Raw genomic sequence first — 23,130 nt, 5'->3', positions numbered from 1 at the left:
AGACAATCCTTTCATATACTTTATTAGCTGAAATATTGGCTCAGGACTTGCTTCAAACTGGATGGAGGGAGCTTATGACGCAAACGAATTTAATTAAGCCAATGCTTGAAACAATTTATCCTGTCATTGATTATGGAAAAGGAGTCTACTTGTACGACAAAGCGGGAAAAGAATACTTGGATGCTTCATCAGGAGCAATTACCGCAAATATTGGTCATGGGGTGGAGGAAATTATTGAGGCCATGCATGAACAAGCGAAGCGGGTTTCTTTTGTCTATCGCTCACAGTTTACGAGTGAGGCTGCAGAGAATCTAGCAAGAAGGATTGCAGATTTATCAATTGGTGATTTAAATTGGAGCTTTTTTGTGAATAGCGGTTCGGAAGCTACAGAGACGGCAATGAAAATCGCGATCCAATATTGGCAGGAAAAGGGTATATACACAAAAAATAAAGTTCTTTCACGCTGGATGAGTTATCACGGAATCACACTTGGAGCTCTTTCCATGTCAGGACACACGGGCAGGAGAGCTAGGTTCATCCCGCTACTTGAAGATTTTCCTGTCATTCATCCTCCATATTGCTACAGATGCCCTTATAATCGCGAAGCTCCAGAATGCGGGTATGTTTGTGCACAAGAGCTTGATACCGTCATTAAACGGATCGGTGCAGAACAAATCGCGGCATTTATCGCTGAACCGATTATTGGTGCTTCAGGCGGAGCGATTACCCCACCGAAAGATTACTATAAAGTGATCAAAGAAATTTGCGAGAAAAACAATATCCTTTTTATCGCTGATGAAGTGATGACAGGCTTTGGGAGGACTGGACCGATGCTTGCCTGTGAGCATTGGGACATTGAGCCAGATATCGTCGCACTTGGAAAAGGCATGGGTGCCGGGTATGCACCGATTGCTGCTGCATTGGTTAGCGAACGTATTATGGAACCTATTTTACAAGGATCAAAGGTTGTTATGAGCGGGCATACATTGAGTGCGAATCCGCAATCCTGTGCTGTATCCCTAGCAGTTTTAGAATATTTGGATAAAAACGAAATTATGAAGGAGATTGATGACAAAAGCACATATATATTTCAAAGACTAAAGGAGCTTCAGAAGGTGTTTCCCATCATCGGCGATATTCGTGGAAAAGGCCTGATGATTGGTCTGGAATTTGTGGAAAATCAAGCGAATAAAACACCATTTCCACGTTCATTTCTATTTACACAAAAGCTCATTGGGCAAGCGGAAAAATGCGGGTTAATCATTTACCCGGCAGGAGCAGGGATAGACGGGGTGAACGGAGATGCTATCTTAATTGCTCCTCCTCTAACGATAACGACTGCAGAAATAGATGAATTAGTGAAGCGTCTACATGAAACACTTCAATTATTCACAGCAAATTATTTAATAAAAGAGGATGATGCCTAATGGAAAACTCCTTTAATAAAATCATCACGCTAGAACAAGCGATGGAGCATTTTCAAGATGGAATGACGATTATTTTTGGCGGTTTTGGGGGGATTGGATCACCTCCGACGCTCATTGATGGCATTCTTGAAAAAGGTGTGAAAGAACTAACGCTAATTGGAAATGACACAGGATTCCCACACATCGGCATTGGCAAGATTGTAAGTGAAGGAAGAGCGTCAAAAATTATCGCTTCTCATATTGGATCAAATCCTGTCGCAGGGCAACAAATGACCGATGGCAAGCTTGAAGTTGAATTTTCCCCACAAGGTATTTTAGCCGAAAGAATTCGTGCAGGCGGAGTAGGATTGGGAGCGATTCTTTCAGATATCGGGATGGACAATGCCATGGTTTCGAACGGAAAACAAAGGATATTAGTGGAGGGAAAGGAATACTTAGTTGAAACCGCTTTAACGGGTGACGTCTCCATTATTTTTGCTAAAAAGGCGGACCCTTATGGCAATTTAATTTATGACAAAAGTGCGAGAAATACAAATCCATTAGTTGCAATGGCAGGAAATATTACCATTGCTGAGGTGGAGGAATTAGTATCGCTTGGGAGCTTAAAACCTGAAGAGATTACAACACCAGGTGTGTTTGTTGATTATATCGTTCCTTCAAAAGGGGTGAATTGGACATGGGCTTGGGAATAGATGTCCGAAACAGGATTGCTAAAAGAGCAGCAGAGGAAATAAGGAACGGGATGGTTGTGAATTTAGGGATAGGCATTCCTTCTCTTGTACCGAATCATTTACCAGATCATATCAATGTCATGTTTCATGCAGAAAATGGAATCACGGGGATGGGGCCAAGTCCAAAAAAGGGAGAGGAAGATGAAAATCTGTGTAATGCAGGCGGTTTTCCAGTAACAGTTGTCGCAGGAGCTTCTTATTGTGATAGTGCGATTTCCTTTGGGATGATCCGCAGAGGAAGAGTAGATATGACGATTCTAGGATCCCTGGAGGTAAGCGAAAAAGGAGATCTTGCCAACTGGATCGTTCCTGGGAAAAAAGTGCCAGGAATGGGTGGAGCAATGGAACTTGCTCAAAAGGCAAAAAAAGTCATTGTGTTAATGAATCATGTAGATAAGCACGGCAAACCAAAAATTGTGAAGGAATGCTCTCTTCCTTTAACATCGGCGAGATGTGTGGATTTAATAATTACGGAAATGGGTGTATTCGAGGTTACAACTGATGGCTTACACTTAAAAGAAATATTTCCACCTTATTCATATGAAGAGATTAAAACGAAAACGGGCTGTGAATTTCTCTGGTAACGTATGTTTCTAACACGGATGAAAAGGGAGTGCTGTCATGCGGGAAGAAAAAAAAATAAATGACTGGCTGCGTGAAAACCGCCAAAAAGGAATACGTTTCCTACAGCGGCTTGTACAGGAAGGGAGTACAAGAGGAAATGAAAGCAAAGCACAGGCAATTATCATAGAAAAATGCCGAAAGCTTGGCCTTTCCTTAGATATTTGGGAGATTGGAGAGGAAGTGCTGTTAAAGCATCCTGTTTTTTGCTCGGATCGGACGGATTTTTCAGGAAATCCAAATGTTGTCGGGATATTAAAAGGAACTGGCGGTGGACGATCCATTATATTAAATGGCCATATTGATGTTGTTCCTGAAGGAGATCGGAAGGATTGGCAGCATGATCCATACAGCGGCTTGTTGGCGGATGGAAAATTATATGGCCGCGGTTCCACAGATATGAAGGGTGGAACTGTTTCTTTAATTCTGGCAATGGAAGCGATTATTCACTCTGATATACAATTAAAAGGGGATGTTATTTTTCAAAGTGTAATTGAGGAAGAAAGTGGAGGTGCTGGAACGTTAGCAGCTGTATTAAGAGGCTATACAGCGGATGGGGCGATTATTCCAGAGCCGACGAATATGAAGATCTTTCCGAAGCAGCAAGGTTCAATGTGGTTTCGCATCAAGGTGAAAGGGCGATCGGCACATGGCGGGACGCGCTACGAAGGAATCAATGCCATTGAAAAAGCAATGCTTGTTATCACAAAGCTTCAAGAACTGGAAAGGAAGCGGAATGAAAAAATCACAGAACCTCTATATCAAAACACGCCAATTCCTGTTCCAATAAACATAGGAAAAATGTATGGCGGGGAATGGCCTTCATCTGTTCCAGATCTAGCGGTTATTGAAGGAAGGATAGGGGTCGCACCGCATGAGCAAATGGAGGATGTTGAAAAGGAATTGGAGAACTGTCTACTAGAATTAGCACAAGCCGATGCATGGTTTAGGAAGAATCAGCCGACAGTCGAATGGTTTGGCGGCAGATGGCAGCCTGGAAACCTAAACGCTGGTCATCCGTTGCTAGAAACGATTACAAATAGTTTTGAAAAAGTTAAAGAATCTCATCCAATCATTGAAGCATCGCCATGGGGAACAGATGGCGGAATACTATCACGGGTTGGTGACACCCCTGTAGTCGTTTTCGGACCAGGTGTGACAGAGGTCGCACATGATGCAAATGAATTTATTTTAATTGATGTTGTGTTTGAAGCAGCAGAAATCATTGCCTTAGCCATTCTAGATTGGTGTGAAATAGATTCCTAATTTATAGTAGTATTAAAGAAAACCAGCAAGATAACAAAAGAATCACTATACCCGGCCGATTCAGCCGGGTACTTTTAGAAAAAAGGAGTGAGGATAAATGGTTGCTGATACCCATTTAATAAGAACAGATCTCTGCACGGCAGAAATATATATTGATGTTTTTAATAAACGTCTTCGTGTAGATGATATAAGGGGAAACATTGTTGAAGCAATCGAAAAGGCTGAAGAATTAGTACATGTGCATCAAGCTGAAAAACTAATTGTTAAGGGAAGACATGAGCAATATGAAAAGTTAGTTGAGCATGGGTTTCAATGTGAGGCAGTGATCGATCGCTATTTTCTTGGCTCCAATCTATATTTCTTTTGTAAGTATTATACGAATGAAAGAAGGACAAGCAATCAATGGTTCCAAGAGGACCAAATCGTCAAACAGGTTCTTGCAATTGAAGGACAGAAACAAATAATCTCTCCAGCTGATTGCCAAATGAAAAAATGCAGTTATAAAGATGTCGATGCTCTCGCATCCCTCTACAGAAAAGTGTTTCAAATCTATCCGACTCCACTCAATGATCCGCAGTATATTAAAAAAACTCTTGATGAAGGAACGATCTATTACGGTTTCTTTTCAAATGGAGAAATAATTAGTGCCGCGTCTGCTGAAGTAAACTCCTTATACAAAAATGCTGAACTTACTGACTGTGCTACATTACCGGAGCACAGAAAGCATGGATTAATGAAATTTTTATTAGAAAAGCTTGAAGAAGAACTCAAGTCGTCTGGCATCTACTGTGTATATTCTATTGCTAGATCGCTTTCTTTCGGGATGAATGCGGCATTACATCAGTTAGGCTATACCTATAGGGGACGATTAATGAACAATTGCTATATTTTTGACAAGCTTGAGGATATGAATGTATGGGTGAAAAACCTTTCGAAAAGATAGGGGGAGATTGGAATCACTGAAATGAAAGTGAATTCAAGTGAGGTACTTTCAGCAATATTAAATGGTATTGATGAAGGAATTCATGTTGTAGACTTGCATGGGAAAACCATCTACTATAATGAAATTGCTGCAAAACACGATGGAATGACAGTAAATGAAGTATTGGGAAGGCCTTTATTATCCGTTTTCCCATCTTTGTCTGAACAAACAAGTACCTTATTAAAGGTCATGAGGACAAGTAAACCGATATATAATCAAACTCAGGTCTATGTCAATGTTCATGGGGAACAAATTGAGACAATAAATACAACACTGCCTATTCGAGTCGATGGAGAAATTGCAGGGGCAGTTGAAATTGCAAAAGACTACTCTAGAATAAAAAATCTTTCTGAGAGTTTACTCGATTTACAGAATAAAATAAAAGGGAGAACAAAAAAGAGAAGGAAAAATCCGAGCGGCACACAGTATACACTTGATAGTTTGTTAACAGTAAATCCTGAACTAATAGAATTAAAAAAGGAAGCTAAAAAGCTTGCAAAGTCTGACTCACCGATCATGGTTTTTGGAGAAAGCGGTTGTGGGAAGGAACTTTTAGTTCAAGGAATCCATCATGCATCTTCATGTCCAAATGGTCCATTTATCGCACAAAACTGTGCGGCCATTCCAGAATCTTTATTAGAAAGTATCTTATTCGGGACATCTAAAGGCAGCTATACAGGGGCTGTTGAACGTCCTGGCCTATTCGAACTTGCTGATGGAGGGACGCTTTTTCTTGATGAAATTCATATGATGCCGATTGAATTGCAGGCAAAGCTGCTTAGGGTGCTAGAAGATGGGCATGTAAGAAGGATTGGAAGCACAGAAAGCAGCTTTGTTAATGTCCGTATCATTGCAGCTATGAACATTCATCCTAAAAAAGCACTTGAAATGCAGCAAATTCGGGCTGATCTTTTTTATCGTCTGAATGTCCTTACGTTTAAACTCCTTCCTTTAAGAGAAAGAAAGGAGGATCTGCATTATTTAACTAATCATTTTGTACAAGGTTTTAATGAGATATTTAAGAAAAAAATAAAAGGCGCCAGTGAGGAGCTAATGTCACTTTTCCATACTTACAACTGGCCAGGAAATGTCAGAGAACTTAAACATACCATTGAATATATGATGAATGTATGTGAGCAAGAGTTCCTTACTGAAAAGGATCTGCCAGTTATGCTCAAGCAGCATTTTCAGTCAACATCAAAGAAAATCAATCATAAGAATATGTCCTTAAGAACAAACTTACTGAAATTAGAAATGGATCTTATTTCAAGTGCCTTGAAACAAACAAACGGAAATATCAAACAAGCAGCAAAAATCCTCGAAATCCCCAGGCAGACATTACAATATAAAATTCAGAAGCTGCAAATAGACTAAACTACGTTTTGCTGCTAAAAATTTGGCATGCAAATGACAAAATTTTGGCAGACGTTAAAAGCAAAAATAGAATAGCAGGAACTAAAAATAAGCAAAGAGTGCCGGAAAATTGGCGCACTTTGCTTATTTTTCTTAGAGTTTTTTTAAAATAATTAAAGCAAGAAAATATTTATAATAGTCAAACAGCGAGGCTGAGGTATATTCTATAATGAAAATTCAGAATGTTGGCACGGAAATTGCATAGTAGATAAAAAGAGAAATTTTAGGAGGAATTGAGATGAGATCATTCTTATACAAGCCTAGCCGCCATTGGCAGGATATTGAACTTTGGAAAGATGTTACTGAAGAACAGTGGAATGATTGGCTCTGGCAGCTGACAAACACCATACGCACAGTCAATGATTTAAAGAAAGTGATTAATCTAACACCGGAAGAAGAGGAAGGTGTTCGAATATCCACGAAAACGATTCCTTTAAATATTACTCCTTATTATGCTTCACTTATGAATCCTGATGATCCGCGATGTCCAATCAGAATGCAGTCAGTGCCCATTTCAAAAGAAATATATAAGACCAAATACGATTTAGAGGATCCGCTTCATGAAGACGAAGATTCGCCTGTGCCTGGACTTACGCATCGATATCCGGACCGAGTATTGTTCCTAGTCACAAACCAATGTTCCATGTATTGCCGTTATTGTACGAGAAGGAGATTTTCAGGTCAAATTGGGATGGGGGTTCCAAAGAAGCAGCTGGATGCAGCCATTGACTATATAAAAAATACTCCCCAAGTCAGGGACGTACTCATTTCTGGCGGAGATGGCCTTTTAATCAATGATAATATATTGGAATATATTCTAAAAAATCTAAGAGAAATTGATCATGTAGAAATTATTCGCATTGGAACGAGAGCACCAGTAGTATTCCCGCAAAGAATTACGGAAAATCTCTGCAGCATACTAAAAAAGTATCATCCAATTTGGTTAAATACACATTTTAATACATCTATTGAAATTACCGAGGAGTCGAAAAAGGCTTGTGAAATGCTAGCAAACGCAGGTGTCCCAGTTGGGAACCAGTCAGTAATCCTCGCAGGCATTAATGACAGCGTTCCTATTATGAAAAGGCTTATGCATGATCTAGTAAAAATTAGAGTCCGTCCGTACTATATTTATCAATGTGATCTATCTGAAGGGATTGGTCATTTCCGAGCACCGGTCTCAAAAGGATTGGAGATAATTGAAGGTCTCCGTGGACATACCTCAGGATATGCGGTTCCGACCTTTGTGGTAGACGCTCCTGGGGGAGGTGGGAAAATCTCGCTGCAACCCAACTATTTAATTTCCCAAAGTTCAGATAAAGTAGTTTTGCGAAATTTTGAAGGGGTTATCACTACCTATCCGGAACCGGAAAACTATGTTCCGGGGAGAGCGGAAGGATATTTCAAGGAAGTGTACCCTGACATGGATGAGAAAAAGTCAAATATTGGGATTTCCGCCTTAATGAATGATGAGAAATTTAATCTTGTTCCTGAAGATTTGGCACGGCTTAATAGAAGGGAACAATATGAACATGATCCAACACATGACTCACTGAAAAATAAACGTGAAAAACGCGATGAACTAAAAGAAAAGAAATTTATGGCACAGCAGCAAAAGGAAAAAAAACACAATCAAGAAGAAAAAGCAGTTACAACTGAGTAGGGAGGCAATGAACATGAATGATCAATGTGCATGGTGTGAAAGTCAAAATATTACTAAAGGCTTGGATAATGTTTATTGGGAGCTTCCCGATGGCACAAGAGCAATCAAAATTAGTGATGTCCCATCGACCATTTGCCATGATTGTCAAATGATTTATCAATCAGATCTATTAGTTAAGGAAATTGAAGATCAATTGTTTTTAATTAATACGAAGGAAATTGGTTCGGAAACAAGCTTTACAAACTTAATGTCCCAGCCTAGACTGCTAAAAAAAAATTATTTTGATTTTACATCTTAAGCAAGTCAAGGACATATTTCACAATTTATTCAACATTTCCTGAAAAATCCAATCCTTCACTCTATATAATTATTAATTGTAGAGCCTAATCCATTCGGGGGAAAACACTGGAAGTTTTTTTCGCTCGAAATATGAATTTGGAGGATAAGGAAATGGAAATAATTTTAATGATTATGCTTGCAGCTGCGATGTTTGTACTGTTTTTTTGCGGCTATTTCACAGGTATTATAAAGGAAAAACTGGGGAAAAATTGGCTAATCGCTGTTCCTATCACAGTTTCAATATTAATGTTTAATATTATTTGGGCAATAACGGAATTAGCAAAAGCTGACCGTTGGCAATAGAAATTAAATAGTAGATTTATAAGAAAAGCAATCCAAAGCTGGGTTGCTTTTTCATATAGACGAAGCGGTACCTTTTCGTATATAGTAATCGATAGAATATGATTAAACTAGGGCAGATACCCGTACTTTAATTGAGGCTGGTGATATATATGGCAAAAACCTTCTACCATTATTTAATGAAATATCGGCATCCCAATCCTAAAGACTCTATCAGTAAATTTGCCAATCATGCATATAATGATCATAGTTTTCCAAAGACTTCGTCTGATTACCATGAGTTAAGCTTGTATTTGGAATTGAATGGCTCTTATATTGAGAACATGACCATATTTGATGAGGCGTGGGACTTATATTTGAATAGTGAAGTTTAAGGACAAACGATCTCAAGACACTCCATTTCACGAATGGAGTGTTTTTTGCTATTATGCCTTATCGGGATGACTTTATATTTTGATCAATTCTCCCAATCTTTCCCTTTACCGGAGCGATTTATCAGCATCATGCATATACTAAAGCAAGAGTTACTCACGACTGAATACTTGAGAGGATGGAGGAAATGAGTGATCGAAAAAAATCAAAATTCAATATCGGTGATACAGTCGTGATCACTATGTATGGCACAGTAGGGAAAATCACGGATGTAAAGTGGCTTGATGGAATGTATGTTTACGAAGTGAATAAAAGTGAAGGTCTCTATATGGAATCCAGTCTTCAATTATTATCTGATTATGAAGGGGAAGTACTGGAAAAGGAACATATTGATATAGAATATAAATATTTTTTCGGTGATTTAGTTCAGGTAAAAGGATATGGTTCTGATTTATTCAAAATAATGGGGTTTCGAACGGAAATTTGGCGTTACAAAGAGGATGCATGGGAAGATATTATTTATGAGCTTTCTAGAATTAGTGATGGGGAATGGCTAGAAGCAGGGGAAGATGAATTAACACTTGTTGCTGATGCGGAAAGTGCAGATGTATTTATAAAAAAGTTAGGTCTTCTATATCTAATGAATAAAAAGGAAAAACTTCCTGAAATAAAAGATCCGCGCGGAAACACTTTTCGTAAAGCCGAAAGGGAATTGCTGGCAAATATAAAAGAAAAGAGAATTTTAATTGATGGATTGCTAGATATTTATAATGATTACCGTATTTTATATGAAATGTTTCAGGATGATGACTATTTGCATATTATGCGTGTAATCGTTAGAAAACTGAAGCTAATAGTTAGTAATGATGGGAAAAGTACGGTTTAGCGTAGGCTGCTTAACTGCATAATTAAATAAACTAGTAAAGGTAAGCCAATTCCTAACGATACTTTAAATAAGCCATTTAAAAACCTATTAAACACCATAAGAATCTTACTCTCCTCTTTATTCAAATCTTCCTTTACTTCTGTTAGAGCTCTAGAAATTGTAGTCATTTTCTTCCTCCATTATCCGAAAATTTTCTTAGTTCATATGTATGCTTGACCTTCTATAAAATGCCAGAAAAGCATAATAATTGGTGTAATAAAGTAAAGTTATCCATTTTCATAAGTTGATTTGCATGAAAATGGAAAGGATATCATACATTCTCTACAAAGGGGGCGATGCTGTGAGGGAAATTGAGGTATTTATTGATACGGAAGAAATAGCAGAATTTTTCTTTCATGAGCTGACTAAACGAGGGTATGTGCCTGCTGAAGGAGAAATAGAAGAACTTGCTGATATTACATTTGACTACTTATTACAAAAATGTATTATTGATGAAGAAATTGAAGAGGAATAAATGAAGGAAATGGCGGGGGGATCTCGTCATTTTTTGTTTGGCAAAAGGAAAAAATAAATGATGAAACCTTTAATCTAAAACTCTCGTATAATTCATATGAGGAAAAAAGTGATCACTAGGAGGAATACGAAAATGTCATTTTTCAATAAGATGCTAGCGAGTGTTGGGATCGGTTCAGCAAAGGTAGATACAAAGCTTGAAAGTGATACGGTTATACCTGGCGGAGAAATTCGTGGAGTCGTTGAGATTCAGGGGGGAAATGTAGAACAAAGAATTGATGATATTTATTTAACTTTAAATACGACGTATACAAAGGAATCAGATGATAAAAAGTATACAGTTCCTGCTCAAATTGATCGATTTCGTTTAACAGAATCGTTTATCCTGATGGCAAACGAGAGAAAGGTCATTCCCTTTTCATTCATTCTTCCACCAGACATTCCTTTATCAATTGGGAGAACAAAGGTATGGATTGCAACAGGATTAGATATAAAAAATGCAGTGGATCCAACAGATAAAGATTACCTTCGAGTCGTACCTAATCAAATAATGGATTCAGTGCTTCAAGCAATAAATGGGCTAGGCTTTAGATTAAGAGAAGCTGAGTGTGAACAAGCCCCTCATCGTTTACGTAGCAGACTTCCGTTCATACAAGAATTCGAATTCGTTCCATCGTCCGGTCCATTCCGTGGACGGTTAGATGAATTGGAAATTACTTTTTTCCCTGTTTCAGCCTATGAGATTGAAATTTTGATGCAAATAGACCGAAAAGTGCGAGGTTTAAGCAGTTTATTTTCAGAGGCATTAAATATGGACGAATCAAATATTCGTTTTACAGTGAACCAGGGAGATATGCCACATATGCAGCAAAAAATTCAATCAATCATCCAAAGTTATTCATAAGAATAAAAAATAAGCCTGAATCGGGCTTATTTTTTTAACGTTCCTGTAGACGTAGTCGTAAATTTCAGCGGTTTTTTACATTCTTCGTCTGAGATGATGCCATTTACACCGAAACGCTGCATCATTTGAAATTGGTACTGTTTTTTTATTGTCCACGAATAAATATCAAAACCATACCGCTTTGCCTCATGAATAATAGAATTAGAGAGAAGGTGATGATTGACGGACAGGAATGCTGCAAACTTTCGATAGTCTGCAAAGTGAAAGATATTTAGCGGTTTTTCAAATAGGAGTCCTGAGGAAATAGTTGGAGATAATTCATGAAATCTTTTCATTTCTTTAACATTAAAGGATTGAACTTTTAAAGTTGAGGGTTTTAAGCCGTTATCGATATATTCCATCAAAGTATCTGATAATCGTTGTGTCAATTGGGGCTGATTTTCCGAAGATTTCATTTCGATAAGCAGTCCTATTTTTCCGCCAAATTGCTTCAAAACCTCCTCAAGTAATGGAATTCTTTCCTGACTAAATTCAGGGGAAAACCAGGATCCTGCATCAAGCATTTTAATTTCCTGAACGGTTAAATCTCCGATATAACCAACTCCATTCGTAGTCCTTTGAACATCGGCATCATGGATCACAACTAGTTGTCCATCTTTGCTTAACCGAACATCAAACTCAATAAAATCAAAGTCAAGATCAACAGCCTTTTGAAAAGCAGCCATTGTATTTTCTGGAGCATAGAACGATGCCCCCCGATGAGCAATGGATTGGAAGGGTTGAAGAGGCTGAAGAATATAAGAGAGTGTGGAAATGATTAAACCAATAAGAAGCGATAAGAAGAAAGGTCTTTTGGTTGCTGAAGAAACCACAAATTACATCCCCCCATAAGAAGTTAGTTTATTACTCTGCCTAGCTTTGGCTATCGAAAAGCCGACAGGAGATCAAGTTTTTGTTGCCCTCGGGGTCATCAGACTAATTAGGCTAGGAGTTAACGTACCCTCTTCCCATCCCGCTCGTCTTAAACTTGTTGGGCTGAACCGTCGCCTCCGCTTACAATAGTATATGAGAGAAAACTAATTGTGAAAGCGTTTCCATGAAAAAATATCCATAATCGACAAAACTCGTATTTTTTCTTTGAAGGAAACGACAGGCTTAAAAGAGAAAACGATGTATATGAAAAGATAGTTGTTTTGCTTTTTTGAATGAAGGGATGTAGGGGGGAAACAAGTTGCTAAAAGAGCTTACCAGGGCGAAGCCGAAGCTATTTGATGTGACCATTTTTCAAACGCCTGAATTTCGGCAAAATAAGGGATACAGACAAGTGTACAGGCTTTCTATCAAAGGGGTAGATCATGAGGAATGCTTATATTCTGTGTTTGCGGCATTTAATGTTCCAGATCGTATTCCTAAGGATTTTAGAGGCCGTTTTATTACTACTGGTGATATTTTATTTATTGATGAAGGGCGTAAAGGACAGTTCTATTATCAATTACAGCCTGGGGGATGGAGAATAATCAATCGTATACTAATCAGATAAGGAGAGCATAATGCTCTCCTTAGTCTGTATTGGAACCGGGGTTTCCCTTTCTTCCTCCGCTTGCAGAAAACTCTTTCCCGTGTGCCTCTTGCTCAGCGATGATTGCTTCTTTTGGTATATGGTTATTTTTCTTTGGTGAATTGATTCGGTTGCGATGTTTTTTTCCCATCATGATGCTCCTTTATTTCTTGCTTTTTGTTTTCACTGTTTTTGACGTATGAGGTTCTGTATTTGCTCTTGATGTTGGGTTTGTCTCATTTGCGTGTTGAACAGCTTGTTTTAATTTCTTACTCATTTGTTCCTGTGGCATGAAAGCTACCTCCTTTGGAAAAGCTATTGATAGCTTACCCGTAACCAATAAAATAATGCTTGAATTTTAACGTTTAAAGATCAGTGTTATATATGGTATAGTGGAAAAAGGCAGATAAAGTAAACTTCAATGAGTGGGGTCTTATAGCCCGTTAATCTGCGATAAAGTCTTATAATGGGGGTTACATAATGAGTGTTCATATTGGAGCGAAGGAAAACGAGATTGCCGAAACGGTCCTCTTACCAGGAGATCCGCTTCGTGCAAAATTTATTGCCGAAACATTTTTAGAAAATGCAATTTGCTATAATGAAGTTCGCAATATGTTTGGGTATACAGGTACATATAAAGGAAAGAAAATCTCTGTACAAGGGACAGGAATGGGCGTCCCTTCGATTTCAATTTATATTAATGAACTAATGAATAGCTATAATGTGAAAAATTTAATTCGAGTAGGTACTTGTGGTGCTATTCAAAAAGATGTGAAAGTTCGAGATGTTATTCTTGCTATGACAGCTTCTACTGATTCACAAATGAATCGTCTTACTTTTGGCGGTGTCGATTTCGCTCCGACAGCAAATTTTGAGCTATTAAAGAATGCATACGATGCAGGTACGAAAAAAGGCTTAAACTTGAAAGTCGGAAATGTATTTACTGCTGATATGTTTTATAATGACAATGCTGAATTAGAAAAATGGGCAAAATACCAAATTTTAGCGATCGAAATGGAAACAGCCGCCCTTTATACACTGGCTGCAAAGTTCAATAGAAAAGCACTATCTGTTCTTACAGTCAGTGACCATATCTTAACAGGTGAAGAAACAACAGCTGAAGAAAGGCAAACGACTTTCAACGAAATGATCGAAGTTGCGCTTGAAGCAGCAATTAAAGAAGGATAATTGGTTAAGCGAACTGGTTCAACATTGAGCCAGTTTTATTATTTTAAAAAATCAGGTAGTCATACCTATATAGCATGTTCCATTTTTGGGATATTATTTAACTCTGAAAATGTTATTTTTTCATGTTAAAATAAATAATGCTTACTAGTTTTATAGGGAATAGGTGGAAAAAATGAAAAAAATAGTCGTGTTAACAATAATTTTGAGCTTGCTGCTTACTGGCTGCAGTCAATTGGATTCTTTTTTTGAAAAAGTACCGTTTTTGAAAAAAAACAATGAATCTGAAAATACTGAGGGTGCAATTGATAAAGAAGCAGAAAAGGATATAGTAGAGAAAAAACAAACAGAGGAACAAAGTCAGCCAGAGGATGATGTACCAACACTTGAAGCGGCTTTTTTTAATGAAGTGAAAGTTGTTAATGGAAAAAATGTCATTCAAAATCCGACAAATTATATGGTTTTAGTAAATAAGGAATTTAGTCTTCCTGACGGTTATGCACCAGAAGACTTAGTGCGTCCAAATGTATTGTTCTCCTTTGGAGATCAGGATATTGAAAAAGCCTATATGCGAAAAGATGCTGCTAAAGCACTTGAAACGATGTTTGATGCAGCGAAAAAACAAGGGATTCATTTATTTGCCGTCTCCGGGTACCGGTCCTATGACAGGCAAACTCAAGTATATAATGCTGAGGTAAATAAATACGGGGAAGAAAAGGCTGCTAAAGCAGTTGCCATTCCAGGTACAAGTGAGCATCAAACAGGTTTGACAATGGATTTATCAAGTCAAAGCGCTAAGTTTGAACTATCCGAGGAATTCGGAGAGACAGCTGAAGGAAAATGGATTGCAGCCAATGCCCATCTTTACGGCTTCATCCTGCGCTATCCAAAAGGCAAAGAAGGAATAACTGGCTATAAATATGAACCCTGGCATTTCAGATATGTAGGAAAAGAGGCAGCGGCAATAATTTTTAAGAAGGGCTGGACTTTAGAGGAATATTTTGGAACAGTAAAGAAAATATAAGTGATCAGCTTTAATTGATTGCTTAACTTTGTTATTTCTATAAAAAAAATGGTATTCTATTCAATAAGGATTTTAGGAATTTTTATGGAATACGAAAGTGGTGAAGGTTTTGCAAACGGAGGATTTCAATCAGGATCAATCAGATAAGCCAGCCGGCTTTATCCGAATGAAGAAGTTTCAATTTATCATTATGCTTTTTTTCGTTGTAATTATTTCTGTGGGGATTACAACGGTTGCATTTTTGATTGGCGGCCATAAGACACTGACTGGCGGTGGAGGAGAGCGAAATGAGTTTCAAAAGCTATATGCTGCTTTTGATTCACTAAAAACCTCCTATTTTCAGGAAGTGGATGAGGATAAGTTAATTAATGGGGCAATTAACGGGATGGTTGATGCTCTAGAAGATCCATATTCAGATTATATGAGTGTAGATGAAGCAAAAAACTTTCATCAAAGCATTTCCTCTTCATTTGAAGGAATTGGTGCCGAGATTCAAGAAAAGGATGGCTCGATTGTTATTGTTTCACCTATAAAAGGTTCTCCGGCTGAAAAAGCAGGATTAAAGCCAAATGATAAGGTGATATCTGTAGACGGAAAAAGCCTACAAGGCATGAGTTCGTCTGAAGCTGTTTTATTAATTAGAGGGGAAAAAGGAACAAAGGTGGAGCTTTCGATTTTACGTCCGGGAGTAGATGAGGCAATAATCGTTCCAATTGTCCGCGATACGATTCCTATTGAAACCGTGTATGGAGAGATGCTTGACGATGGAATTGCCAAAGTTCAAATTACCTCTTTTTCAGATAATACAACGAAAGAGCTACTATCGAAATTAAATGAATTGCAAGATCAAGGGATGAAGGGCCTTATACTTGACTTAAGGCAAAATCCAGGGGGGTTACTTGAACGAGCTGTTGAAATTTCAAGTTTGTTTGTCCCAGAAGGAGAAGTTATTTTTCAAGTAGAAGATCGTAATGGGAATCGTCAGGAATATAAATCAACAGGTTCAAAAAATCCGAAGATTCCGCTTGTAGTCGTTATTGATAAAGGGAGTGCAAGTGCATCAGAAATTCTTGCAGGGGCAGTGAAGGAAGCGGCGAATATCCCTCTTGTAGGGGAAAAGTCTTTCGGAAAAGGAACGGTACAAAGAGCACAAGACTTTTCTGACGGTTCTAACATGAAGTTTACAACAGAAAAATGGTTAACTCCGAAAGGGAATTGGATTCATAAAAAAGGGATTACACCTGATTATGAAGTAGCTTTGCCTGAATATGCGACATTGCCTTTCATTAATCCAGATTTGGAATTAAAGCTTTCAATGTCTTCGAAAGAAGTGAAGGCTGCACAGCAGATGCTTATTGCTCTCGGCTATACCCCAGGAAGGGAAGATGGTTTCTTCGATGAGCAAACAAAATCGGCTGTTGAAAAGTTCCAGACAGCAGAAAAGCTTAAGGCAGATGGAGTGCTAACAGGTCAATCAACCCTCGTGCTCATGGAGAAGTTACGAGAAAAGCTTGATAAAGACGATACACAAATCAAAAAAGCAGCAGAAATTCTGAAGCAGGAAATGGATTCATAGTCTTTATAAAGAAAGCACTCTCCTAATTTTTGGTGAGTGCTTTCTTTATGCATGTATATAAAAGTCTAACAATCATCATCCGAAAGAGGTGTTACTTTGAAACAAATTTCACATCTTAATGAACAAATAAGACAGGAAATTATGGATATTGAACTGGATTGTGAACGTTTAGGTCAAAAGCTGCAAACAGCTTATAAGGAAGATTTTTATGATTTAAAAGAAGATATTGTCATTGAACTGATTCGCAAGGTGAAAGGGAGACCAGCAAAGAGGGAAGATATCTTTAATGATAACTATGAGTCGTATCTTGAGGTTGGTGTTGAAAAGGAAGATGTGTACTTTCCTAATGCCTACATTCCTGTTTGGAAATGCAAGAGAGAGATGTTTCATACGATTGGATTGTTAATGAACGAAAATTTAGTATTTCTTGAAAAAAAATTAAAAAAAATTATTACTGAAATGCATGAAGATCATATGAAAGAAAGGGATTCCTAATGAAAAAAACAGAAATATATATTTTATCGGGTTTTTTGGGGAGCGGGAAAACAACTTTATTGAAACAGCTCTTAACTGACGAAAAAGCAAAAAATCGAAAAGTTGCAGTTTTGATGAATGAGCTTGGAAAAGTGTCGATTGATTCAGATGCTGTTGAAGAAGATATTCCACTCAAAGAATTGCTTGATGGCTGTATTTGTTGCACGATTCAAGATAAACTTGAATCGCAAATGCAAGGGCTGCTGATAATAGATAAACCAGATGCAATATATATCGAAGCAACAGGTGCGGCTCACCCAGTCGAGATTTTGGATGCAGTTTTGTCCCCGCTTTTTGCCGATCGGATTGAAGTTAAAGGGATTATATCTATCGTTGATGGAAAACGCTGGCTAGAGCGATATTCACTTAGTCCTCAAGTGCAGCAGCTTCTCATTGAACAAGTACGGCATGCCGATTTGATTTTACTAAATAAAACGGATGAATTAACGGATGGCGAGCAATCGCAGTTAACGATAGAAATCCAATCCCTAAATTCTCATGCATTTTCTATTTTAACGACATATGCGAAAGTACCGATCGAGCATGTAAGAAAATTATCTACAAGTATTAAAATAGCTCATGCCCGCACACATGTAAGTACGGACTTAAAATTAGGTACTTTTGTATATCAGTTTAAACAAGCAATTGACCAAATGGCATTTGAATCTTTTTTAAGAAAACTGCCAGACACCATATACCGAATTAAAGGATATGTGAAATTCCATTCTTCCCATTTTCCTAGTCTTTTTCAATATTCATACGGCACACCTCTATATATGAAAGAAAATATGAATATGCCGCTTAACATGGTTTTTATCGGGGAAAATATTGACTGGAAGCAAGTAAGTGAAGAACTCCATGCACTAGAGAAAAAATAAGCGCAACCGCCATTAAGAAAAACGTGATCATTTAAGATGAGCACGTTTTTTTATGAGGTTGTCTAGCTCCAGCGCCTTTTGCCACAGAACAGTACATTTATGACCCCGAGGGGGGAAGATTCGTAATACGATTGCGATGGCCCTCCAGTTTGTTCGGCGATGATCAAGACACTTTCGCATTTCTTATGAATACAAACACCTATCATATGGAAAACTTTTTGAATAGAGGGGAATTTCGAAAATAATAAATGAAATTGAGTGGGAATAATGAAGCTACGTTTTGCGGTAATATTATTTGTTGCTATACTTTTAAATAGTTCAGCTATACTTGCAGGTAACCAAAATGTGAGTATCCAAATTGAAATGCTTCCATGGGAAAAGGTAAATAAAACTTTGCCGAAATACAGTAAGTTTACTGTTATGGATGTAGAGACCGGAGAGAAATTTCAAGTACAAAGACGTGCAGGAAGTAATCATGCAGATGTTCAGCCATTAACCTCGAAAGATACAAAAATTATGAAGAAAGTATATAATGGAAAATGGAGCTGGAAGCGAAGAGCAATTATTGTTATTAACGGGAATCAGTGGATAGCTGCCTCCATGCACGGAATGCCGCATGGGGCAGGTGCGCTAGAGAATGATTTTCCAGGGCATTTTTGTATACATTTTTATGGGAGTACAACCCATCGGACAAATTTCATGGATCTATCACATAAATTAATGATCTTGAAATCTGCTGGAAAGCTCCAAGAATATATGAACCATGCTGAACCGTATGAAGTTGTTCGTGCATACATTGCTGGATTGAAACAGCAGGATATTGAAATAGTTTCTTCAGCTTCTCTGCAGAAGCTTTCATGGAAAAAACATCTGAAACAAATAGAAAATATAAATTTATCGCGCATGCTCGTTATGCCTAAAGAAGATCTTACAGAAGAAATGAGTCTAGAAATTCCAGTGGAGATTGATATGGTTGTAAAAAATTCCGGCAAAAGGTCATTCAAAGGCAAGGTATATTTAGTGAGATTTTCTCCTTTTGGTGCTTGGAAAATTGACAGCCATAAATTTTTCGAGGAAAACAAGTTAAAAACTTTAAACAAAAGTAAGAAAAGCTTGAGAGGATGATCTCTCAAGCTTTAATTTTTTTCTCCGAATTTGATAAAGGTCCTTTCATCTTCTACTAATCCGCATGCCCCGCATTGAACTCGATATTCCGGACCTCTGTAGGCCATATGGAAGGGGCTTAAACTTTCACTGTTGTATTCCTCTAGGATAACACCAGACTGGGGATCCATTTTAACTGATTGCGAAACTTGTTTAATAATGTTAAATCGGCTTTTATTTGTTTTACAATTGGGACAGCAGTATGGTGAACTCATGGGAAATATTCTCCTTTCACATTTTTCACACCTATTTTTTGCACAATTGTTTTTATTTATGTAAAAATGGGAGAGATGCTAATGAATGATTAGGAGGAGACCAAATTGACTAAGGAAATAAATTTCAATCAATTATTAATAGAATATCGCACATTATGGAATAATCGTTTGCTTTCTGCGGATGAAGGAGCCGAACAAATTCTTAAAACTGCGATAACAAGAGAATTAAAGGATGAAAATTCTCATCCAAGAGTGAGAAGATCCGTACATGAGAAATTTTATTTTGCTGTAAAAAGAGTGATGGAATCCCATTTAGCTGAGAGTGATAAACAATCACTCATTCACGTCCATCTTGAAATGATGGAGCAATTAAAATAACAATATCCACAAACCCATTTCACATTTTTATCACAAACTATGTGTAAGATGAAGAATACTATGGGTGAAGGAGATACCTGGAAATGATGCAGAGTATACACAGAGTTGTGATTTTCCTAGTTGTCGTTTTTCTTCTAACCTCTTGTGAAAATAAGGGGTATCCGCCTATCCAAGAGGATCGTTCAATCGCAGCAACCGTGAATATTAAAGACCAAACACTTTCATTTATTGATCTGGACAAAATGGAGAAAATGCTGGACTGGGAAATGGACAAGCCATATACAGGAGCAATTATTCTCCCTGATGGGGACACCCTGCTTTTGTATGGCAAGCAGGTAGAAACAGTTGATCTTTATTCACTGAAAAGAGGACAGAAGATCAATAGCTGGAAAACAGGAAAAGGGATTGTTAATGGCAAGCTGCTGCAAATGGGTTCAGAGATTGCCTTAGTTGATCAGAATTTAAATAAGATCAGATTCTTTAATCTGAATGGGGAAGAACAATGGAAAGTGAGCACAGAGTTAAATCCTCTTACGATTTTAGAGGCAGAGAAGGAGAAAAAGCTATTTGTTCTTAGTTTTAATAAAGAAAAGTTAACAGTTATTGATTTAGTGAAAAAGAAAAAAATGGATGGATACTCGATTCATCCATCTGCTGCTGGGGCGTGGCTAAATGAAGAAAAGAGAGAGATATGGATTGGAGGACATGGATCGGGTGCGGAAATTGAAAAGGATATCCATGTTTACGATTCCGTTTCAGGGAACTTTAAACGAAAGATTTCTGCTCCATCTATGCCGATTAACTTTATTGGCAATAACAATCATGTATTTGTCTTAAGTCATGGCACAAGCAAGCTCTATCAATTAGATGACGAGGGAAATGTGATTGATTCTATTGTAGTTGGGGCGAATCCGTTTGAAATGCTCCTTATAGATGACCAGTTAATTATTGCAGGGTATGACAGTAATGATCTTCATTTTGTCAATGCAGAAGATTTAAAAATAATCAAAACGATTTCCGTCGGAAATGGACCATTTCAAATTGTAGTAAGGGAGAGAAAATAATGGTGCAAACAAATATCTTAATAATCGATGATGAGGAAGATATGCGGCATCTTGCGGAAATGTATCTCGAAAACTCTGGTTTTCATTGCTATCTTGCTGCTAACGGGCAAGAAGGATACGAAGTATTAAAAAATAAAACGATCGATTTGATTATCCTTGACATCATGATGCCTGATGAAAGTGGCTTTCAAGTTTGTGCAAGAATAAGGGAGAAGTACAGTATTCCGATTATTTTTTTATCTGCAAAAGGCGAGGAATGGGATAAGGTGAAGGGATTACAGCTTGGCGGAGATGACTATATAGTAAAGCCGTTTAGTCCAGGGGAAATGATTGCAAGAATACAGGCTGTTTTAAGAAGAGCAGGATTAACCGCTAATGACACGCAGTCACGCATACAATTAGGTGAAATAGTCATTGACCGAATGGCGAGAACAGTGATGGTAGCGGATTCGTTGGTTGCTCTCACATTAAAAGAGTTCGAGCTATTGCTCTTTTTTGCTGATCATTATGCGCAGGCTTTAAGCAGAGAGCAGCTTTTGGAGCATATTTGGGGAATGGATTATATAGGTAGTTTACGTACGGTGGATACACATATAAAGACACTCCGGATGAAGCTTGGGGTAGCAGATTATATTCAAACCGTGTGGGGAATTGGCTACAAATTTGAGGTACAGATAAAATGACATTCAACATGGACAGCATTGCAAAAAAGCTGTGGCTGACAATCACGGCAGCAATTGTCGTAACGATTATTTACTCCTACTTTTTATCCTATCTTTTTTATGAAAAGCTTTATGTTGAAAATGTAGAAGAACATTTACTTGAGGAAGGGCGCCGTCTTGCTGCTGATTATGAAGGTGGTCCATTGACAGAGGATCTAAAGGATAAGATAGATTGGTATAGTTCAAAATCCGAAACAGAAATATTTATTGTTAGTAATCCAAGAGAATTAAGCGCATGTCTTCCTTTTGATATTGATTATGAAACATTGATAAGTGGAATGGAAAGAGAAAAACTTCTTGAAGGAAAACCAGTTCAAAAAATAGGCTACGAGGAGCGGTTTGATAGAAAAATAATGGCTGTCGTCATTCCTCTTTTGGATGAAAATCGATTGGAAGGCATTATCTATCTATATATCCCTTTAGCAAAGATATCTGAGGTAACGACAGACTTTGCTTATTTATGGATGATTGCAGCGCTTATATTCCTAGTCATTGCTATTTTTACAGGTACCATGCTCGTTAGTAAACTGACTAAACCGTTAATTGATATGAAGGATGCTGCGGGAAAAGTGTCACTAGGGGACTACTCTGTAAAAATTATGAATGATTCGATGGATGAAATTGGGCAGCTTGCTCAAGCATTTAATCATATGGCATCGTCCATTCAAAAAGAGGATGAGCGCAAGAAAGAGTTTCTAGCGAATGTGTCTCATGAATTAAGAACACCGATAAGCTATATAAAAGGATATAGTGATGCTTTGCATACTGGTATAGTAAAAGAAGAAGACCGAAGCAAATATTTAAGCTTAATTCATCGGGAAGCAGGAAGAATGGAGAGGCTTGTTGGCGATCTTCTTGATTTGTCAAAGCTTGATTCAAATGAATTTAAGATGGAAAAAACCCCTCTTCCACTTGGGCAGTTAATTGAAGATGCCGTTCAGAAATATACTTTAAAGATGAATGAAAAAGAGATTGAATTTATATATGAAGTGGATCCTGACATTATCATAAATGGCGACGCTGGCAGAATAGAACAGGTACTTCAAAATATTCTCGATAATTCGATTCGTTATACAGATAACGGGAAGATTACACTGAAAATGTTTAAAACAAATGCCGGCTGCTCAATTGAAATTATTGATACTGGCGTTGGTATACCTGCTGAGGATATGGATAAAATTAAACAGCGTTTCTTTCGGGTGAATCGTGCGAGGACAAGAAAGGATGGCGGTACTGGCTTGGGGCTCGCTATCGCTGAAAAAATCATTACTCTTCATAATGGTACATTAAATATTACTAGTCAGCTTGGAAAAGGGACCACCGTCCAGATCAATCTACCTGTTCTAGATATTTAATTGTTTTTTCACAAATACCACACATCTTCACGTTATTATGACATGAAAGCATGATAAAGA

At 37.7% G+C, this 23,130-nt stretch carries 29 protein-coding genes; 24 read left to right on the top strand and 5 right to left on the bottom strand.

All coding sequences use genetic code 11. The features are described from left to right. Window positions 1–74: 74 nt before the first annotated feature. The 11 genes from RUH74_RS11710 (at window position 75) to RUH74_RS11660 (ending at window position 10,000) form a co-directional block, all read left to right on the top strand. Window positions 75–1,427 (top strand): aspartate aminotransferase family protein, encoded by a 1,353-nt coding sequence (locus RUH74_RS11710; protein ID WP_313800490.1) that lies wholly within the window; start codon window positions 75–77, stop codon window positions 1,425–1,427. Continuing rightward, complete coding sequence (locus tag RUH74_RS11705; RefSeq protein WP_313800489.1) at window positions 1,427–2,119, top strand: CoA transferase subunit A; 693 nt, start codon at window positions 1,427–1,429, stop codon at window positions 2,117–2,119. The genes RUH74_RS11710 and RUH74_RS11705 overlap by 1 nt, the downstream gene beginning before the upstream one ends. Continuing rightward, window positions 2,104–2,742, top strand: coding sequence for a 3-oxoacid CoA-transferase subunit B (locus tag RUH74_RS11700; protein ID WP_313800488.1), 639 nt, complete (start codon window positions 2,104–2,106; stop codon window positions 2,740–2,742). The genes RUH74_RS11705 and RUH74_RS11700 overlap by 16 nt, the downstream gene beginning before the upstream one ends. A gap of 37 nt (window positions 2,743–2,779) precedes the next feature. Further along, window positions 2,780–4,045: a peptidase gene (locus RUH74_RS11695; RefSeq protein ID WP_313800487.1), complete on the top strand. Its 1,266-nt coding sequence runs from the start codon at window positions 2,780–2,782 to the stop codon at window positions 4,043–4,045. A gap of 97 nt (window positions 4,046–4,142) precedes the next feature. After that, on the top strand, window positions 4,143–4,988 hold the full coding sequence (gene ablB / locus RUH74_RS11690; protein ID WP_313800486.1) for a putative beta-lysine N-acetyltransferase: 846 nt from the start codon (window positions 4,143–4,145) through the stop codon (window positions 4,986–4,988). A gap of 21 nt (window positions 4,989–5,009) precedes the next feature. Beyond that, the gene (locus RUH74_RS11685) at window positions 5,010–6,401 is read left to right on the top strand and encodes a sigma-54 interaction domain-containing protein (RefSeq protein WP_396230009.1); all 1,392 of its coding nucleotides are present in this window, start codon (window positions 5,010–5,012) and stop codon (window positions 6,399–6,401) included. A 277-nt stretch (window positions 6,402–6,678) separates the two neighbouring features. Further along, window positions 6,679–8,103 carry a lysine 2,3-aminomutase gene (gene kamA / locus RUH74_RS11680; protein WP_313800485.1) on the top strand — a complete coding sequence of 475 codons (1,425 nt, stop codon included), beginning with the start codon at window positions 6,679–6,681 and terminating at the stop codon, window positions 8,101–8,103. A 13-nt stretch (window positions 8,104–8,116) separates the two neighbouring features. Continuing rightward, window positions 8,117–8,401, top strand: coding sequence for a YokU family protein (locus RUH74_RS11675; RefSeq protein WP_313800484.1), 285 nt, complete (start codon window positions 8,117–8,119; stop codon window positions 8,399–8,401). Between the two features lie 152 nt (window positions 8,402–8,553). Then, window positions 8,554–8,745: a hypothetical protein gene (locus tag RUH74_RS11670; RefSeq protein ID WP_313800483.1), complete on the top strand. Its 192-nt coding sequence runs from the start codon at window positions 8,554–8,556 to the stop codon at window positions 8,743–8,745. 149 nt (window positions 8,746–8,894) lie between these two features. Beyond that, the gene (locus tag RUH74_RS11665; protein WP_313800482.1) at window positions 8,895–9,116 is read left to right on the top strand and encodes a YozE family protein; all 222 of its coding nucleotides are present in this window, start codon (window positions 8,895–8,897) and stop codon (window positions 9,114–9,116) included. Between the two features lie 185 nt (window positions 9,117–9,301). Continuing rightward, window positions 9,302–10,000: a hypothetical protein gene (locus RUH74_RS11660; protein WP_313800481.1), complete on the top strand. Its 699-nt coding sequence runs from the start codon at window positions 9,302–9,304 to the stop codon at window positions 9,998–10,000. Here RUH74_RS11660 and RUH74_RS11655 read toward each other — a convergent pair. After that, window positions 9,997–10,167 carry a hypothetical protein gene (locus RUH74_RS11655; RefSeq protein ID WP_313800480.1) on the bottom strand — a complete coding sequence of 57 codons (171 nt, stop codon included), beginning with the start codon at window positions 10,165–10,167 and terminating at the stop codon, window positions 9,997–9,999. The genes RUH74_RS11660 and RUH74_RS11655 overlap by 4 nt on opposite strands. 173 nt (window positions 10,168–10,340) lie before the next feature. Here RUH74_RS11655 and RUH74_RS11650 point away from each other — a divergent pair, with 173 nt between their 5' ends. Together RUH74_RS11650 and RUH74_RS11645 are read left to right on the top strand one after the other, a co-directional pair. Next, complete coding sequence (locus tag RUH74_RS11650; RefSeq protein WP_082631785.1) at window positions 10,341–10,514, top strand: YozD family protein; 174 nt, start codon at window positions 10,341–10,343, stop codon at window positions 10,512–10,514. Between the two features lie 132 nt (window positions 10,515–10,646). Then, a complete protein-coding gene (locus tag RUH74_RS11645) occupies window positions 10,647–11,417 on the top strand; it encodes a sporulation protein (protein WP_313800479.1) in 771 nt (256 codons plus the stop codon). A gap of 26 nt (window positions 11,418–11,443) precedes the next feature. On the opposite strand, the gene RUH74_RS11640 is transcribed toward RUH74_RS11645, so the two are convergent. Further along, window positions 11,444–12,289, bottom strand: coding sequence for a glycerophosphodiester phosphodiesterase (locus RUH74_RS11640; RefSeq protein WP_313800478.1), 846 nt, complete (start codon window positions 12,287–12,289; stop codon window positions 11,444–11,446). A 359-nt stretch (window positions 12,290–12,648) separates the two neighbouring features. Between RUH74_RS11640 and RUH74_RS11635 the strand changes: the two genes are divergently transcribed. Further along, on the top strand, window positions 12,649–12,957 hold the full coding sequence (locus RUH74_RS11635) for a YodL domain-containing protein (RefSeq protein WP_313800477.1): 309 nt from the start codon (window positions 12,649–12,651) through the stop codon (window positions 12,955–12,957). A 19-nt stretch (window positions 12,958–12,976) separates the two neighbouring features. Here the strand turns inward: RUH74_RS11635 and RUH74_RS11630 are convergent, their stop codons facing one another. Further along, window positions 12,977–13,129 carry a hypothetical protein gene (locus RUH74_RS11630; protein ID WP_313800573.1) on the bottom strand — a complete coding sequence of 51 codons (153 nt, stop codon included), beginning with the start codon at window positions 13,127–13,129 and terminating at the stop codon, window positions 12,977–12,979. 9 nt (window positions 13,130–13,138) lie between these two features. Then, window positions 13,139–13,267, bottom strand: coding sequence for a hypothetical protein (locus tag RUH74_RS11625; protein WP_313800476.1), 129 nt, complete (start codon window positions 13,265–13,267; stop codon window positions 13,139–13,141). A 188-nt stretch (window positions 13,268–13,455) separates the two neighbouring features. Between RUH74_RS11625 and deoD the strand changes: the two genes are divergently transcribed. The 6 genes from deoD (at window position 13,456) to RUH74_RS11595 (ending at window position 19,297) form a co-directional block, all read left to right on the top strand. Further along, window positions 13,456–14,163, top strand: a complete 708-nt coding sequence (deoD, locus tag RUH74_RS11620) for a purine-nucleoside phosphorylase (protein WP_313800475.1) — start codon at window positions 13,456–13,458, stop codon at window positions 14,161–14,163. A gap of 172 nt (window positions 14,164–14,335) precedes the next feature. Then, complete coding sequence (locus RUH74_RS11615; protein ID WP_313800474.1) at window positions 14,336–15,184, top strand: M15 family metallopeptidase; 849 nt, start codon at window positions 14,336–14,338, stop codon at window positions 15,182–15,184. 166 nt (window positions 15,185–15,350) lie between these two features. Further along, window positions 15,351–16,760: a lmo1851 family serine protease gene (locus tag RUH74_RS11610; RefSeq protein ID WP_483863904.1), complete on the top strand. Its 1,410-nt coding sequence runs from the start codon at window positions 15,351–15,353 to the stop codon at window positions 16,758–16,760. Window positions 16,761–16,856: 96 nt separating this feature from the next. Beyond that, window positions 16,857–17,255 carry a hypothetical protein gene (locus RUH74_RS11605; RefSeq protein WP_313800472.1) on the top strand — a complete coding sequence of 133 codons (399 nt, stop codon included), beginning with the start codon at window positions 16,857–16,859 and terminating at the stop codon, window positions 17,253–17,255. Next, entirely contained in the window at window positions 17,255–18,172 is a 918-nt protein-coding gene (locus RUH74_RS11600; RefSeq protein WP_313800471.1) for a CobW family GTP-binding protein, read from the top strand. The genes RUH74_RS11605 and RUH74_RS11600 overlap by 1 nt, the downstream gene beginning before the upstream one ends. 267 nt (window positions 18,173–18,439) lie before the next feature. Then, window positions 18,440–19,297, top strand: a complete 858-nt coding sequence (locus RUH74_RS11595) for a hypothetical protein (RefSeq protein WP_313800470.1) — start codon at window positions 18,440–18,442, stop codon at window positions 19,295–19,297. A gap of 11 nt (window positions 19,298–19,308) precedes the next feature. On the opposite strand, the gene RUH74_RS11590 is transcribed toward RUH74_RS11595, so the two are convergent. Further along, the gene (locus tag RUH74_RS11590) at window positions 19,309–19,551 is read right to left on the bottom strand and encodes a DNA alkylation repair protein (RefSeq protein ID WP_313800469.1); all 243 of its coding nucleotides are present in this window, start codon (window positions 19,549–19,551) and stop codon (window positions 19,309–19,311) included. 105 nt (window positions 19,552–19,656) lie between these two features. On the opposite strand from RUH74_RS11590, the gene RUH74_RS11585 reads away from it, so the two are divergent. The 4 genes from RUH74_RS11585 to RUH74_RS11570 all read left to right on the top strand — a co-directional run bounded on the left by RUH74_RS11585 (window position 19,657) and on the right by RUH74_RS11570 (window position 23,070). Then, the gene (locus RUH74_RS11585; protein ID WP_313800468.1) at window positions 19,657–19,929 is read left to right on the top strand and encodes a hypothetical protein; all 273 of its coding nucleotides are present in this window, start codon (window positions 19,657–19,659) and stop codon (window positions 19,927–19,929) included. Between the two features lie 83 nt (window positions 19,930–20,012). Next, window positions 20,013–20,993, top strand: coding sequence for a YncE family protein (locus RUH74_RS11580; protein WP_313800467.1), 981 nt, complete (start codon window positions 20,013–20,015; stop codon window positions 20,991–20,993). Then, the gene (locus RUH74_RS11575; protein ID WP_313800466.1) at window positions 20,993–21,676 is read left to right on the top strand and encodes a response regulator transcription factor; all 684 of its coding nucleotides are present in this window, start codon (window positions 20,993–20,995) and stop codon (window positions 21,674–21,676) included. Before RUH74_RS11580 ends, RUH74_RS11575 begins: the two co-directional genes overlap by 1 nt. After that, window positions 21,673–23,070, top strand: a complete 1,398-nt coding sequence (locus RUH74_RS11570; RefSeq protein ID WP_313800465.1) for a sensor histidine kinase — start codon at window positions 21,673–21,675, stop codon at window positions 23,068–23,070. Before RUH74_RS11575 ends, RUH74_RS11570 begins: the two co-directional genes overlap by 4 nt. Window positions 23,071–23,130 lie beyond the last annotated feature (60 nt).

It is taken from the genome of Cytobacillus sp., assembly GCF_032154635.1.
GTDB lineage: Bacteria > Bacillota > Bacilli > Bacillales > Cytobacillaceae > Cytobacillus.
Note: the sequence above shows the minus strand (reverse complement) of the source record. Positions and strands in the feature narration are given on the sequence as shown.

Excerpts from the sequence above, each read along its gene's own strand:
- RUH74_RS11695 (WP_313800487.1), top strand. The coding sequence starts at position 2,780 with ATGCGGGAAGAAAAAAAAATAAATGACTGGCTGCGTGAAAACCGCCAA.
- ablB (WP_313800486.1), top strand. The coding sequence starts at position 4,143 with ATGGTTGCTGATACCCATTTAATAAGAACAGATCTCTGCACGGCAGAA.
- RUH74_RS11685 (WP_396230009.1), top strand. The coding sequence starts at position 5,010 with ATGAAAGTGAATTCAAGTGAGGTACTTTCAGCAATATTAAATGGTATT.
- RUH74_RS11670 (WP_313800483.1), top strand. The coding sequence starts at position 8,554 with ATGGAAATAATTTTAATGATTATGCTTGCAGCTGCGATGTTTGTACTG.
- RUH74_RS11700 (WP_313800488.1), top strand. The coding sequence starts at position 2,104 with ATGGGCTTGGGAATAGATGTCCGAAACAGGATTGCTAAAAGAGCAGCA.
- RUH74_RS11665 (WP_313800482.1), top strand. The coding sequence starts at position 8,895 with ATGGCAAAAACCTTCTACCATTATTTAATGAAATATCGGCATCCCAAT.
- RUH74_RS11590 (WP_313800469.1), bottom strand. The coding sequence starts at position 19,551 with ATGAGTTCACCATACTGCTGTCCCAATTGTAAAACAAATAAAAGCCGA.
- RUH74_RS11705 (WP_313800489.1), top strand. The coding sequence starts at position 1,427 with ATGGAAAACTCCTTTAATAAAATCATCACGCTAGAACAAGCGATGGAG.
- RUH74_RS11645 (WP_313800479.1), top strand. The coding sequence starts at position 10,647 with ATGTCATTTTTCAATAAGATGCTAGCGAGTGTTGGGATCGGTTCAGCA.
- RUH74_RS11660 (WP_313800481.1), top strand. The coding sequence starts at position 9,302 with ATGAGTGATCGAAAAAAATCAAAATTCAATATCGGTGATACAGTCGTG.
- RUH74_RS11575 (WP_313800466.1), top strand. The coding sequence starts at position 20,993 with ATGGTGCAAACAAATATCTTAATAATCGATGATGAGGAAGATATGCGG.
- kamA (WP_313800485.1), top strand. The coding sequence starts at position 6,679 with ATGAGATCATTCTTATACAAGCCTAGCCGCCATTGGCAGGATATTGAA.
- RUH74_RS11570 (WP_313800465.1), top strand. The coding sequence starts at position 21,673 with ATGACATTCAACATGGACAGCATTGCAAAAAAGCTGTGGCTGACAATC.
- RUH74_RS11625 (WP_313800476.1), bottom strand. The coding sequence starts at position 13,267 with ATGCCACAGGAACAAATGAGTAAGAAATTAAAACAAGCTGTTCAACAC.
- RUH74_RS11675 (WP_313800484.1), top strand. The coding sequence starts at position 8,117 with ATGAATGATCAATGTGCATGGTGTGAAAGTCAAAATATTACTAAAGGC.
- RUH74_RS11710 (WP_313800490.1), top strand. The coding sequence starts at position 75 with ATGACGCAAACGAATTTAATTAAGCCAATGCTTGAAACAATTTATCCT.
- RUH74_RS11580 (WP_313800467.1), top strand. The coding sequence starts at position 20,013 with ATGATGCAGAGTATACACAGAGTTGTGATTTTCCTAGTTGTCGTTTTT.
- RUH74_RS11630 (WP_313800573.1), bottom strand. The coding sequence starts at position 13,129 with ATGATGGGAAAAAAACATCGCAACCGAATCAATTCACCAAAGAAAAAT.
- RUH74_RS11610 (WP_483863904.1), top strand. The coding sequence starts at position 15,351 with ATGAAGAAGTTTCAATTTATCATTATGCTTTTTTTCGTTGTAATTATT.
- deoD (WP_313800475.1), top strand. The coding sequence starts at position 13,456 with ATGAGTGTTCATATTGGAGCGAAGGAAAACGAGATTGCCGAAACGGTC.
- RUH74_RS11600 (WP_313800471.1), top strand. The coding sequence starts at position 17,255 with ATGAAAAAAACAGAAATATATATTTTATCGGGTTTTTTGGGGAGCGGG.
- RUH74_RS11615 (WP_313800474.1), top strand. The coding sequence starts at position 14,336 with ATGAAAAAAATAGTCGTGTTAACAATAATTTTGAGCTTGCTGCTTACT.
- RUH74_RS11655 (WP_313800480.1), bottom strand. The coding sequence starts at position 10,167 with ATGACTACAATTTCTAGAGCTCTAACAGAAGTAAAGGAAGATTTGAAT.
- RUH74_RS11595 (WP_313800470.1), top strand. The coding sequence starts at position 18,440 with ATGAAGCTACGTTTTGCGGTAATATTATTTGTTGCTATACTTTTAAAT.